This is a genomic window from Streptomyces sp. NPDC029122 (assembly GCF_055569445.1).
Genome location: NZ_JBVHWK010000013.1, coordinates 49,787 through 62,462 on the forward strand (window position 1 = coordinate 49,787; position 12,676 = coordinate 62,462).

General features: G+C 74.2%; 8 protein-coding genes. 2 read left to right on the plus strand and 6 right to left on the minus strand.

What is annotated here, in order from left to right; all coding sequences use genetic code 11:
• Positions 1–223 precede the first annotated feature (223 nt).
• The 4 genes from ACZ4WZ_RS17230 to ACZ4WZ_RS17245 all read right to left on the minus strand — a co-directional run bounded on the left by ACZ4WZ_RS17230 (position 224) and on the right by ACZ4WZ_RS17245 (position 8,038).
• A complete protein-coding gene (locus ACZ4WZ_RS17230; RefSeq protein WP_467890980.1) occupies positions 224–2,173 on the minus strand; it encodes an acyl-CoA dehydrogenase family protein in 1,950 nt (649 codons plus the stop codon).
• Positions 2,174–2,369: 196 nt separating this feature from the next.
• Positions 2,370–3,815, minus strand: coding sequence for an aldehyde dehydrogenase family protein (locus ACZ4WZ_RS17235; RefSeq protein ID WP_467890983.1), 1,446 nt, complete (start codon positions 3,813–3,815; stop codon positions 2,370–2,372).
• Positions 3,816–3,998: 183 nt separating this feature from the next.
• Positions 3,999–5,579: a PucR family transcriptional regulator gene (locus ACZ4WZ_RS17240; RefSeq protein ID WP_467891221.1), complete on the minus strand. Its 1,581-nt coding sequence runs from the start codon at positions 5,577–5,579 to the stop codon at positions 3,999–4,001.
• 101 nt (positions 5,580–5,680) lie between these two features.
• Complete coding sequence (locus ACZ4WZ_RS17245; protein ID WP_467890986.1) at positions 5,681–8,038, minus strand: ATP/GTP-binding protein; 2,358 nt, start codon at positions 8,036–8,038, stop codon at positions 5,681–5,683.
• 239 nt (positions 8,039–8,277) lie between these two features.
• Between ACZ4WZ_RS17245 and gabT the strand changes: the two genes are divergently transcribed.
• Entirely contained in the window at positions 8,278–9,612 is a 1,335-nt protein-coding gene (gene gabT / locus ACZ4WZ_RS17250) for a 4-aminobutyrate--2-oxoglutarate transaminase (protein WP_467890988.1), read from the plus strand.
• A gap of 407 nt (positions 9,613–10,019) precedes the next feature.
• The gene (locus ACZ4WZ_RS17255; RefSeq protein ID WP_467890991.1) at positions 10,020–10,532 is read left to right on the plus strand and encodes a phosphatase PAP2 family protein; all 513 of its coding nucleotides are present in this window, start codon (positions 10,020–10,022) and stop codon (positions 10,530–10,532) included.
• Between the two features lie 75 nt (positions 10,533–10,607).
• Here the strand turns inward: ACZ4WZ_RS17255 and ACZ4WZ_RS17260 are convergent, their stop codons facing one another.
• Positions 10,608–11,075, minus strand: a complete 468-nt coding sequence (locus ACZ4WZ_RS17260; RefSeq protein ID WP_467890994.1) for a bifunctional DNA primase/polymerase — start codon at positions 11,073–11,075, stop codon at positions 10,608–10,610.
• A 177-nt stretch (positions 11,076–11,252) separates the two neighbouring features.
• The gene (locus ACZ4WZ_RS17265) at positions 11,253–12,671 is read right to left on the minus strand and encodes an NAD(P)/FAD-dependent oxidoreductase (RefSeq protein ID WP_467890997.1); all 1,419 of its coding nucleotides are present in this window, start codon (positions 12,669–12,671) and stop codon (positions 11,253–11,255) included.
• Between the last annotated feature and the right edge of the window lie 5 nt (positions 12,672–12,676).

Consider the following 12,676-nt stretch of genomic DNA (forward strand, 5'->3'; position numbering starts at 1 on the left):
GTTTCTCCCCCCCCCCCCTCCCACCCCCACCCCCCCCCCCCCCCCCCCCCCCCCCCCCCCCCCCCCCCCCCCCCCCCCCCCCCCCAGGCCAGCCGTCGGCGGGCCCGGTCCTCCTCGGCCGTCGCCATCGTCCTCGCCCGCCTCGCGCTCGTGCCGGTACCGGTGCTCGTGCCCGTACGCCCGTACTCGTACATCCGTCCGGTCTGCTGCCGATGATGGCAGGTCAGCGCAGGGGACGGTGAACGTTTTCCCGGGTGGAGGGGCCGGGGGCGGCGTCCGCGATCCACGGGCCGTCGCCGGAGGGGTCGAGGACGCCCTCCTCCAGCCAGGTGTAGGCGCCGCCGAGGACCCCTTCGACGACCTTGCGGTCGAGGTCGTCGGTGTTGGACCACAGACGGCCGAAGAGCTCCTCGACGCGCAGCCGGGATTGGCGGCAGAAGGCGTCGGCGAGCTGGTAGGCCTCGCGGCCGTGGTCGCCGCTCTCGCGCAGGTGCTCGGCGCGCACGCAGGCCGCGCTCATCGCGAAGAGCTCGGCGCCGATGTCGACGATCCGGCCGAGGAAGCCCTGCTTGGTCTCCATGCGGCCTTGCCAGCGCGCCATCGCCATGAACATCGCACGGGCCAGTTTGCGGGAGCCGCGCTCGACGTAGCGCAGGTGGGTGGCGAGGTCGGGGTGGCCGGCCGGGTGGAACTCCCGGTAGGTCCCGGGGACCTGGCCGGGGCCGGTGGCGAGCTTGGGCAGCCAGCGGGCGTAGAAGCCGGCGGCACGGGCGCCGGCCTTCGCCTTGTCGCCGAGGTCCTTCTCGGGGTCGATGAGGTCCCCGGCGACGGAGAGGTGGGCGTCGACGGCCTCGCGGGCGATCAGCAGGTGCATGATCTCGGTGGAGCCCTCGAAGATCCGGTTGATGCGCAGGTCGCGCAGGAGCTGCTCGGCTGGCACGGCGCGTTCGCCGCGGGCGGCGAGGGACTCGGCCGTCTCGAAGCCGCGTCCGCCGCGGATCTGGACCAGTTCGTCGGCCATCAGGCAGGCCATCTCGGAGCCGTAGAGCTTGGCGAGGGCGGCCTCGATGCGGATGTCGTTGCGGTCCTCGTCGGCCATCTGGGAGGCGAGGTCCACCACCGCCTCCAGGGCGAAGGTGGTGGCGGCGATGAAGGAGATCTTCGCCCCGACGGCCTCGTGCCGGGCGACGGGGCGGCCCCACTGCTCGCGCACGCCGGACCATTCCCGGGCGATCTTCAGGCACCACTTGCCGGCGCCGACGCACATGGCGGGCAGGGACAGCCGGCCGGTGTTGAGGGTGGTCAGCGCGATCTTGAGGCCGGCTCCCTCGGCGCCGATCCGCTGGGCGGCGGGCACCCGGACGCGGTGGAAGCGGGTGACGCCGTTCTCCAGGCCGCGCAGGCCCATGAAGGCGTTGCGGTGCTCGACGGTGATGCCCGGCGAGTCGGCCTCCACGACGAAGGCGGTGATGCCGCCGCGGTGGTTCTCGCTCCGGGGGACCCGGGCCATCACCACGAGCAGGTCGGCCACCACCCCGTTGGTGGTCCAGAGCTTCACCCCGTCGAGGACGTAGGTGTCGTCGTCCTCCGGGTCGGGCACGGCGGTGGTGGCCAGCCGCGCCGGGTCGGACCCCACGTCCGGCTCGGTGAGCAGGAAGGCGCTGATCGCGGAGGAGGCGCAGCGCGGCAGGTAGGCGTCCTTCTGTTCCTTCGTGCCGAACATCTTCAGGGGCTGCGGCACGCCGATCGACTGGTGTGCGGAGAGCAGGGCGCCGATGGCCGGGCTGACGGAGCCGACGAGGGCGAGCGCCTTGTTGTAGTAGACCTGGGTGAGGCCGAGGCCGCCGTACTCGGTGCCGATCTTCATGCCGAGCGCGCCGAGCTCCTTGAGCCCGCGCACCGTCTCGTCGGGGATCCGCGCCTCGCGCTCGATGCGCCGCCCGTCGATCTCGTTCTCGCAGAAGTCCCGCAGCCGGGCCAGGAAGGCCTCGCCGCGCCGGACGTCCTCGTCGGCGGGCGCCGGGTGGGGGTGGATCAGGTCGAGCCGGAAGCGGCCGAGGAAGAGCTCCTTGGCGAAGCTGGGTTTGCGCCAGTCCTGCTCGCGGGCCGCTTCCGCGACCTGCCGGGCCTCGCGCTCGGTCACCTTGGGCTGTACGGGCCGTGTTGCCGACATCCGGGTACTCACCTCGCCGCATCGGGGGGCCTACCGATCGGTGCTACCTGTCAGTCGTACCCGCTCCGGGCGCCGGGGAAAATACGGACGCGTGCAAAAGGGGGATCCCCGCCCCGGAGGGCGGGGGCGGAAAGGGGGACGGCCGGAGCCCCCGCACAGTAGGCTCCGGCCGTCGGTCTGTGACCGTACGAGTCGGTCAGATGTCGAGGCCCGTGAGGACCAGGACGCGCTCGTACGTGTAGTCGTCCATCGCGTAGCGGACGCCCTCGCGGCCCACGCCGGACTGCTTGACGCCGCCGTACGGCATCTGGTCGGCCCGGTAGGAGGGGGCGTCGCCGATGATCACGCCGCCGACCTCGAGCTCGCGGTGCGCGCGGAAGGCGACCTGGACGTCGCGGGTGAAGACGCCGGTCTGCAGGCCGAACTTCGAGTCGTTCACGGCGGCGAAGGCCTCGTCGGTGTTCTGGACCTTCGTCAGGGTCAGGACCGGTCCGAAGACCTCCTCGGTGGCGAGCTTCACGCCGGCCGGGACGTCCGCGAGGACGGTCGGCTCGACCGTGGCGCCGTCGCGCTTGCCGCCCGTGAGCAGCTTGGCACCGGCGGAGACGGCCTCGTCCACCCAGGACTCGACGCGCTTGGCGGCGTCCTCGGAGACCAGCGGGCCGACGTCGGTGGCGTCGTCGGAGGGGTCACCGGTGACCTGGCCGCGGACCTTCTCGACGACCTTCTCGACGAGGCGGTCGTAGACGGAGGCGTCGGCGATCACGCGCTGCACGGAGATGCAGGACTGGCCGGCCTGGTAGTTCGAGAAGGTCGCGATGCGGGTCGCGGCCCAGTCGAGGTCGGCGTCGGAGGACCAGTCGGCGAGGACGACGGCCGCGGCGTTGCCGCCCAGCTCCAGGGTGCAGTGCTTGTGGGGCACCGACTGCTGGATGGCGTAGCCGACGGTGTCGGAGCCGGTGAAGGAGATGACCGGGAGGCGGTCGTCCTTGACCAGGGCCGGCATCTTGTCGTTGGCGACGGGCAGCACGGACCAGGACCCGGCCGGCAGATCGGTCTCGGCGAGCAGCTCGCCGAGGATCAGGCCGGAGAGCGGGGTGGCCGGGGCCGGCTTCAGGATGATCGGCGCGCCGACGGCGATGGCGGGGGCCACCTTGTGGGCGCACAGGTTCAGCGGGAAGTTGAACGGCGCGATGCCGAGGACCGGGCCCTTGACGAAGCGGCGGGTCAGGGCCAGGCGGCCGACGCCGCCGGCGTCGGTGTCCAGGCGCTGGGCCTCTCCGCCGTTGAAGCGGCGGGCCTCTTCGGCGGCGAAACGGAACACGGACACCGCACGGCCGACCTCACCGCGGGCCCACTTGACGGGCTTGCCGTTCTCGGCGGAGATCAGCTGGGCGATCTCCTCGGTGCGCTCCGAGAGCCGCTTGGACACGTGGTCCAGGGCGGCGGCACGTACGTGGGCGGGGGTCGCGGAGAACTCCGCCGTCACGGCGTACGCCGCGGCCACGGCCTCTTCGACCTGGGCGTCGGTGGGCACGCTGACCGTGCCGACCAGGCGTCCGTCCCACGGGTTGTGGACGTCGAAGCTGTCCTGGCCGGTGGCCTGGCGGCCGGCGAGCCAGAAGGCGTGGGTGGAAGTCATGCGAATCCCGGCCCTTCGGAGTGTGCGGTGGGTCGTTGTCCCCACCACGGTAGGACTCCGCCGGGCTTTCGGTGTTTATCCGGCATGGAGCACCTTCCCGCGCCCCTGCTCCGCTTTGGCACTGTCCCTCCCCCGGCGCCCCGCTCACGGGGCCGGTCCGGCGCGCCGGAAGGGGTGCGCGCGTCAGGAGGCCGGCGGGCTGGCCTTCAGCGCGAGCCACAGCTCCATGCGGACGTCCGGGTCGTCCAGGGAGCGGCCGAGGATCTCCTCGACGCGCTTCATCCGGTAGCGCAGGGTGTGGCGGTGGACGCCGAGGTCGGCGGCGGCGGCGTCCCACTGGCCGTGGCGGGAGAGCCATGCCTGGAGGGAGGCCACCAGGTCGCCGCGGCCGGTCGCGTCGTGCTCCCGCAGGGCCCGCAGGGTGCCGTCCGCGAAGGCGCGTACGGCGTCGTCGGCGAGCAGCGGCAGGACCGAGCCCGCCGCGAGGTCCTCGTGCTCGACCAGCGCCCGCCCCCGCCGCCGGGCCACCGCGAGGGACTGGTCGGCCTGCTTGAGGGCCGCCGCGACCCCCGCCGGGCCGGCCGGCGCCGACAGGCCGACCACCAGTTCGTCGGGCTCCGGCCCGGCCGCGTCCCGGCCGCGCCGGGACTCCTGGGCCTCCGCGTGGTCGGCGCACGCCTGGGCCGCCGAGCCCCCGTCGGCGGCCAGCACCACCAGCCGGCCCGGCTCCGGGACCACCAGCAGCGTCTCCCCGGTCCGCGCCGCCGCCGACTCCACCGCGTCGGCCAGCAGGGCCAGCCCCTCCGGCTGGGCCGTCCCGGGCAGCGCCGGCTCGGCGACGATGATGCGGAACGGGGCCTCCAGCAGGGCCCCGTACAGGTCCCCGGCCACGGCCCGCGCGTGCTCCGGCTCCCCCTCCAGCAGCATCCGCAGCACGGCAGCGCCCAGCCGTGACTCCGCGTCGTGCAGCGATCTGGAGCGCTCGGTGGTCAGGGTCAGCAGCGCGACGGCGGAGTGCACCGCGTACCGCTCGGCGGTGCCGAGCGGGGCCGCCGTCCCCACGGCGAGGGCGCCCCGGGCCCGGCGCCCGGTGCCGAGGGACTGGAGCTCGACCCGGTCCTCGGCGCCGCCCACCACCGCGCTCGCCGGCGCGGGCCGCTCCCGCAGCCGCTCCACGTCGGGGGTGAGCCGGGCGGCCCGCCGCGCCGCCCAGTCGGGGGCGGCGGCGACGACCGCGCCGGAGGTGTCGTACAGCGCGGCCCAGCCGTGCACGTGGGCCGCCAGCCTCGCCAGCAGGTCGGCCGGGCCGTCGGAGGACAGCGCGGCCCGGGTCAGCTCCCGCTGCGCCTCGAAGCCGGCGGTCACGGCCCGGTACTGGTCGGCGGCCAGCGCGGCGGAGACGGCCTTGCTGATGGCGAGGAACGGGGTGCGCCGCGGCACCTCCAGCAGCGGCAGGTCCTCCTCGCGGGCGGCCTGGAGCAGCGCTTCGGGGATGGCCTCGTAGTTGACCCCGACGGCGAAGCCGATGCCGACGACGCCGGCGGCGGCCAGCCGCCGTACGTAGCGGCGCATCTCCTCGGGGTCGTCGGCGTCGAGCTTCATCGCGGTGACGAGCAGCAGCTCGCCGCCCTCCATGTACGGCACGGGGTCGGCGAGCTCGCTGACGTGGGCCCAGCGCACGGGGGTGTCGAGGCGGTTCTCCCCGGCCCGGACGGTGAGCTTGAGCGCCGAGTGCTGGACGAGCGAGGCAAGGGTGAGCGGCATCGGGTTCCAGACGGGGAGGGAGGGGGACGGGGCCGCGGAACGGGTCTTCGCCATGTCGTATGAACGACCCCTTTCGATTCTGCCACCCCGTACGGGTCCCCTCAGCCGGTCCCCGACAGCCGGAGCAGCAGCGGAGCGGCTCGTTCCCCCAGGACGGAGGTCAGCGACAGCACCGCGCAGCCGGGCGGGACCGCGTGCGCCAGCTCGGAGGCGGACCAGCGTTCGCGCTCCACCTGGCGCACGGTGACCGCGTCGGTGGTCACGGCCTTTCCGGTGACCAGCTTGCGGAAGGCGTGCAGGGCCCGGGTCAGCGGCTGGTCGGCGAAGACCGTCCGGTGGGTGACGTCGCGGGTCTCGACCCACTCGGTGCCCCAGGCCTCGGCGAAGCGCTGCCCGTCCCAGGTGGTGACCCCGGAGAAGGCCATCCGGCAGCCGACCGCGCCCAGCAGCGGCGTGCGCAGGGCCTCCGGTACGTCGTCCAGGGTGCGCAGGGTCAGCAGGACCCCGGCGTTGGCCGAGCGCAGCCGCTGTACGCCGCGGACGGTCTCCGGGGTCAGGGTGTGCGCGGCGTCGTCCAGGGCGAGGAAGGCGAACAGCGAGCGGTCGGCGCGGGCGGCGGCGGAGGCGTTGAACTGGGCGAGGAGCAGCCGGGCCAGCATCCGGGAGGCGTCGGCGTGCCCGCGTTCGGGGAGGTCGACGCGGACCCGTACGGGGTGTTCGAGGGCGCGCAGCGAGAAGGGGCGCCCCCGCCGCTCGGAGCCGTCGGCGGCCGCTGCGGCGTCGTAGGCCCCGACGTCGAAGAAGCCGGCGAAGGCGGGCCGGTCGAGGAGGGCGGCCCGGTCGGCGAGCGCCGGGCCGGGGTCCCCGGGGGCCCCCTGTTGGCGCAGGCGCGCGTCGAGCTCGCGGAGCATGGCCTGCCGGCCGGTGCCCTCCAGTGCCTGGCGGAGCGCGGTGAGGGCGGTGGGCACCCCGTCGAGCAGTTCGCGCAGTTCGGGTACGGCGGGGAAGCGGCCGTACGCCTCCCGGAAGGGGCCGATCAGCTGGGCGAGGGTGGTCGCGGCCCGGCGTACGTCGATGCCGGGGACGTCTCCGACGAAGGCCTCGGCGAGGAGGCCGGCGGCTTCGTCGGGGTCGGCGGTGCCGCCGTAGAGGTCGAGGTCGTGGACGGAGGCGGGGTCGCCGACGCGCACGACGATGTCGTAGGCGCTGTCGGGGCCGAGCCGGGAGCCGGCCGCGCCGACGGCGACGACGGCGGCCCGGCCGGCCAGCGCCTGGAGCGCGAGCGATTCGACGACGGGCCGTACGAGGCGGGCGGTCTTGCCGGTGCCGGACGGGCCGACGGCCAGCAGGGAGGTGCCGAGCACGCCGGGGTCGAGGGCGAGCCCGGTGCCCCGGCGGGCGTAGGGGTTGCGCTCCCCGTCCTCGACGGTGCCGAGCAGCACCTGCCGGGCCAGCAGGTCGTGGCGGGCGGCCCGGACCGGCAGGTCGCGGTCGCCGGAGGGGTGGACGCAGGCGGCGGCGCCCTTCTCCCGTACGGCGGTCTCGAAGGCCCGCAGCCGGGTGGGGTCGGCCCGTACGGACTCCCAGGCGCGCCGGATGCGGGTGTAGTCCACGTCGTTCATCCGCCCGGCCGCGGCTTCGGCGCCCAGCCGCTCGGCGGCCGCGGCGAGTCCGGCCGCGCGCAGCTCCGGCCAGTCGGCGGGGTCGGCGCCGGGGGCCGCCTCCACGGGGGGCGTCCCGGGGCCGGGGGCGGGCCGGCGGGCCAGGCGGGCGAAGAAGACCAGGACCGGTGCCAGGACCACCCCGTACACGAGGTAGGTGACCAGCTGCTGCACTCCCGGGCTCATCTCCGCGTAGGGCAGGTGGCCGCCGACGAGGCTGAGGAGGGGCACGGTCCGGGTCCAGATGACCACCACGACGAACAGGGCCAGCGCCGCCGCGCCGAGGACCCGCGCGCGGGGGCCGCGGGCCGCGACGAGCCGTTCGAAGGCCAGGCCCCAGGAGCCGAGGCGGCTGAACCACACCACCAGCGCCCCGGTGACGAGCAGCATGTACGCCTGGAGCGCGGCGACGCCCGGACCGGGTTTGGGCGCGCCGCCGAGCTCCCACCAGTCGTGCGGGGTGAGCAGCTTGACCGGCAGGTCGGTGTACGGGATGTAGTTGTCGGTGATCAGGGACCACAGCAGGACGCAGGCGAGGAAGGAGATGACCACCCCGCTGAGCAGCGACCGGTCCGTGGCGGGGTCCTCCCCGCTCCCGGCGCGCGGGACGTGGCCGAAGCGCCAGACGCCCGGTTCGGCCCCCGGGCGCGGGGTGCGCAGCCAGTCGGTGAAGGGGCCCCCGACGGCGGGCGCGTGCCGGGGCTTCGGCGGGGCCCCGGGCGGCGGCTGCGGGCCCGCCGGCCGTGGGACGTGACCCTCGCGGGTCGACGGTCCGTCGTGCGTGCCCTCGGTGTTCATGAACCCCTGCCCCCTGCCCGTTCCCAACGCGCCGCGGCGCTCAATCTAGTGCCCGGCCGGGCACTTGGCCCCGCACCCCGCGGTGATCCGCGGGAGGGGTGCCGGTTCCTTCCTATGGCCGTCACGGACAAGGACACGCGGACACCACTCCCGAACGGAGCATGCCTTACCCCCTCCGCCGGGCCTAGCCTGCGGACAAAGACACAAGTGCGTCCGAAAACACCCCCCAGGAGCCCTCTATGACCGCTGTCCCGCAGGAGCGTCGCATCGTCACCGCGATCCCCGGCCCCAAGTCTCAGGAGCTGCAGGCCCGCCGCCTCGAGACGGTGGCCGGCGGCGTGGGCTCCGTGCTCCCCGTCTTCACGGCCCGCGCGGGCGGCGGCATCATCGAGGACGTCGACGGCAACCGCCTGATCGACTTCGGCTCCGGCATCGCCGTGACCTCGGTCGGCGCCTCCGCCGAGGCCGTGGTGCGCCGCGCGTCCGCGCAGCTCGCCGACTTCACGCACACCTGCTTCATGGTCACGCCGTACGAGGGCTACGTCGAGGTCTGCGAGGCACTCGCCGAGCTGACCCCGGGCGACCACGCCAAGAAGTCGGCGCTGTTCAACTCGGGCGCCGAGGCCGTCGAGAACGCCGTCAAGATCGCCCGTTCGTACACCAAGCGCCAGGCCGTCGTCGTCTTCGACCACGGCTACCACGGCCGTACGAACCTGACGATGGCGCTGACCTCGAAGAACATGCCGTACAAGCAGGGCTTCGGCCCGTTCGCCCCCGAGGTCTACCGCGTCCCGGTCGCCTACGGCTACCGCTGGCCCACCGGTGCCGAGAACTGCGGCCCCGAGGCCGCCGCCCAGGCGATCGACCAGATCACCAAGCAGATCGGCGCCGACAACGTCGCCGCGATCATCATCGAGCCGGTCCTCGGCGAGGGCGGCTTCATCGAACCGGCCAAGGGCTTCCTCCCGGCGATCGTGAAGTTCGCCAACGACAACGGCATCGTCTTCGTAGCCGACGAGATCCAGTCCGGCTTCTGCCGCACCGGCCAGTGGTTCGCGTGCGAGGACGAGGGCATCGTCCCGGACCTCATCACCACCGCCAAGGGCATCGCGGGCGGTCTGCCGCTCGCCGCCGTGACCGGCCGCGCCGAGATCATGGACTCCGCCCACGCGGGCGGCCTGGGCGGCACCTACGGCGGCAACCCGGTGGCGTGCGCCGGCGCGCTCGGCTCCATCGAGACCATGAAGGAGCTCGACCTCAACGCCGCGGCGAAGAAGATCGAGTCCGTCATGAAGGCCCGCCTGACGGCCATGCAGGAGAAGTACGAGATCATCGGCGACATCCGCGGCCGCGGCGCCATGATCGCGATCGAGCTGGTGAAGGACCCGGTCTCCAAGACCCCGTTCCCGGAGGCGGCCGGCGCGCTCGCCAAGGCCTGCCACGCCGAGGGCCTGCTCGTCCTCACCTGCGGCACCTACGGCAACGTGCTCCGCTTCCTCCCGCCGATCGTCATCGGCGAGGACCTGCTGAACGAGGGCCTGGACATCATCGAGGGCGCTTTCGCGGCCATCTGACCGAACGTCAGTTCCGAAGGTCTAGAACGCCTGGACGCGGCGCCCGCCCGCTACCACCGGTAACGGGCGGGCGCTGTGAAGAAGCTGTGGGGGGCCGATGGCGGGAGCGCGTTCCCGCTGTCGGTCCCCCTTTCGCTGGCGTACGGTTTCTGCAGATGAGTGAGACAGACCGTTTCCGGGAGACCGGGGGCGACACCGGTACCGGGCTTCCCCAGCGCCGTACTGGTCATGCGTTCGCGCACACTCCTCACAGATCGGACGGCCGTCCGCCCCAAACCCCCCGGGGCGAACGGCAACCCGGTCCGGGCGGCCGCCCCGGAACCATCCCCCCTGTTCCGGGGTGGCCGGCCATCCTCCCGACGGCCCTGTGCCTCGGCCTCTTCGCCCTGATCACCTGGCAGGTCCTGGTGTCGGGGCCGCTCCTGGTCCCGGACCACGCGCTCAGCCGCGCCCTCGTGCGCACCGTCCCGGACGCCGTCACCGAGCGCCTCGCGGACCTGGGCAACGTCCCGGTCGCCGTCCCCGTCCTCGCGCTGGCCATGGCGTACGCCGCCTGGCGCGGCCGACGCCTCGCCGCGCTCTCGGCCGGCCTGGCGATGGCCCTGGTGCCGGCGCTGATCGTCCCGCTCAAGGCGTGGACCGCCCGCCCGGGCCCGCTGGAGCCCTGGGCCGCCGGCTACTACCCCTCGGGCCACACGGCGACGGCCCTGACCGCCTACGTGGGCGCGGCGCTGCTCCTCGCCCCGTACACCCGCCGTCCCTGGCCGGTGGCGGCCGCGCTCGTCCTGTCGGCGGCGACGGCCGCGGGCCTGGTCCTGCGCGGGTTCCACTGGCCCCTCGACGTGCTGGCCAGCGTCCTGCTGTGCGTGCCGCCGCTGCTGGGCGTGCGCCGGGCGGCCGGAGGCCGGGGCGGGAGCTGAGTCCCGGCCGCACCGGGGGGAGCCCGGTCCGCCGCCGGGGAGCGGCGGCGGCCGGCGCCCGCGGGGTCCGTGCGGTCAGGGCCTGCGGGACTCCTCCGCCAGCGCCCGCGCCGCCGCGGCCTCGTGCAGCGCGAGCTCCAGCACCGCCGGGTCGGTGAGCGTGCCGCGGCCGTCGGGGACCTCCAGCCAGCGGGCCCCGCCGGTCGCCCGGCCGGGGTACGGGACCACGATCCAGGTCCCGCGCCCGGCTCCCCGTACGCCCGTGCCGATCCAGCGGGCCGCCGTGCCCGGGGGCACGAAGAAGCCCACCCTGGCGTCCTTGAAGTCGGCCAGCACCGGGCCGGGCGGACCGGACAGCAGGCGCAGCACGTCGAGGGCGGGCCGCCCCAGCTCCCCCGGCACGATCAGCACGTCCCACTGCCGGCCGGCGGGCAGCAGGGCGACCCCGAGGGGGTTGCGCTCCCACTCCCACCGGCAGGCAGCCGGATCCGGTGCTGCCGAAACCAGCCATTCCACCGCGGTCCTCGCTCCCGGGAGCGTCATCGCCCGGCCTCCGTCGTCTCGTCTCGGTGTGGTTCTCACGGGGAGAGAGGGGGGCCGGGCGGGGCTATGACGCGGGTTGCGTTACTCCATGGAGGTGAAGCGCACAGGGGCGGCCGGAAGCGTGCGCCGGGGCGCACCCGTGTGCCGGCGTACGCGTGTGCGCGGGGACGTGCGGGGTCAGCTGTCGAAGCCGAGCCCGAGGCGGTCCAGCGTCCTGAGCCACAGGTTGCGGTGGCCGCCCCGGGCGTCGGCGCGGGCCAGCGACCACTTGGTGAGGGCGATCCCGGTCCAGGCGAGGGGCTCGGGCGGGAACGGCATGGGCTTGGACCTCACCATCTCCAGCCGGGTGCGCTCGGTGGACAGGCCGTCGAGCAGGTCCAGCATCACGTCGGCGCCGAAGCGGGTGGCCCCCACGCCCAGCCCGGTGTATCCGGCGGCGTAGGCCACCCTGCCGCGGTGCGCGGTGCCGAAGAAGGCCGAGAAGCGGGAGCAGGTGTCGATGGCCCCGCCCCAGGCGTGGCTGAAGCGCACCCCCTCCAGCTGCGGGAAGGCGGTGAAGAAGTGCTCGGCGAGCTTGAGGTAGGTCTCGGGGCGGTGGTCGTACTCGGAGTCGAGCTTCCCCCGGTAGGGGTAGACCGCGTCGTACCCGCCCCACAGGATCCGGTGGTCCCTGGTGATCCGGAAGTAGTGGAACTGGTTGGCGCTGTCGCCCAGTCCCTGGCGGTTCTTCCACCCGATCGAAGCCAGCTGCGCCTCGTCCAGCGGCTCGGTCATCAGCGCGTAGTCGTAGACCGGGACGGTGAAGGGGCGGATCCGGCGCACCAGCGACGGGAAGATGTTGGTGCCCAGCGCGACCCGGCGGGCGAGGATCGTGCCGTAGGGGGTCTCCACCGTCATCCCGGCGCCCGCCTGCGCCAGCTTCAGGCCGCGCGTGTTCTCGTAGATCCGCACGCCCTGCTCCAGGCAGGCCCGCTTCAGGCCCCAGGCCAGTTTCGCGGGGTTGAGCATGGCCACGCCGTCGCGGTCCCACAGGCCCGCGAGGAAGGTGGGCGAGTCGATCTCCGCGCGCAGTGCCTCGCCCTCCAGCCACTCGGAGCCGGCGCCGAGGCCCAGCCCGCGGGCCTGCTCGTGCAGTTCCCGCAGCTCCTCGACCTGGTGCGGCTCGGTGGCCACGTCGATCTCGCCGGTGCGCTCGAAGTCGCAGTCGATGCCGTAGCGGGCGACGGCCTCCTCGATGGCGTCGAGGTTGCGGGCGCCGAGCTCCTCCAGCTTGGCCAGCTCACCGGGCCAGCGGGCCAGGCCGTTGGCCAGGCCGTGGGTGAGGGAGGCCGCGCAGAACCCGCCGTTGCGGCCGGAAGCGGCCCAGCCCGCCTCCTTGCTCTCGATCAGTACGACGTCCCGTCCGGGGTCGCGCTCCTTGGCGAGCAGCGCGGTCCACAGGCCGCTGTAGCCGCCTCCGACGACCAGCAGGTCGCAGCGCTCGTCGGAGGTGAGGGCCGGCTGCGGAGCCGGGCGGCCGGGGTCGTCCAGCCAGTACGAGACCGGCTTCGCTTCGGAAAGGGATTTCGCAACACTGCGCATGGCGACTGGGGCCATGTCTT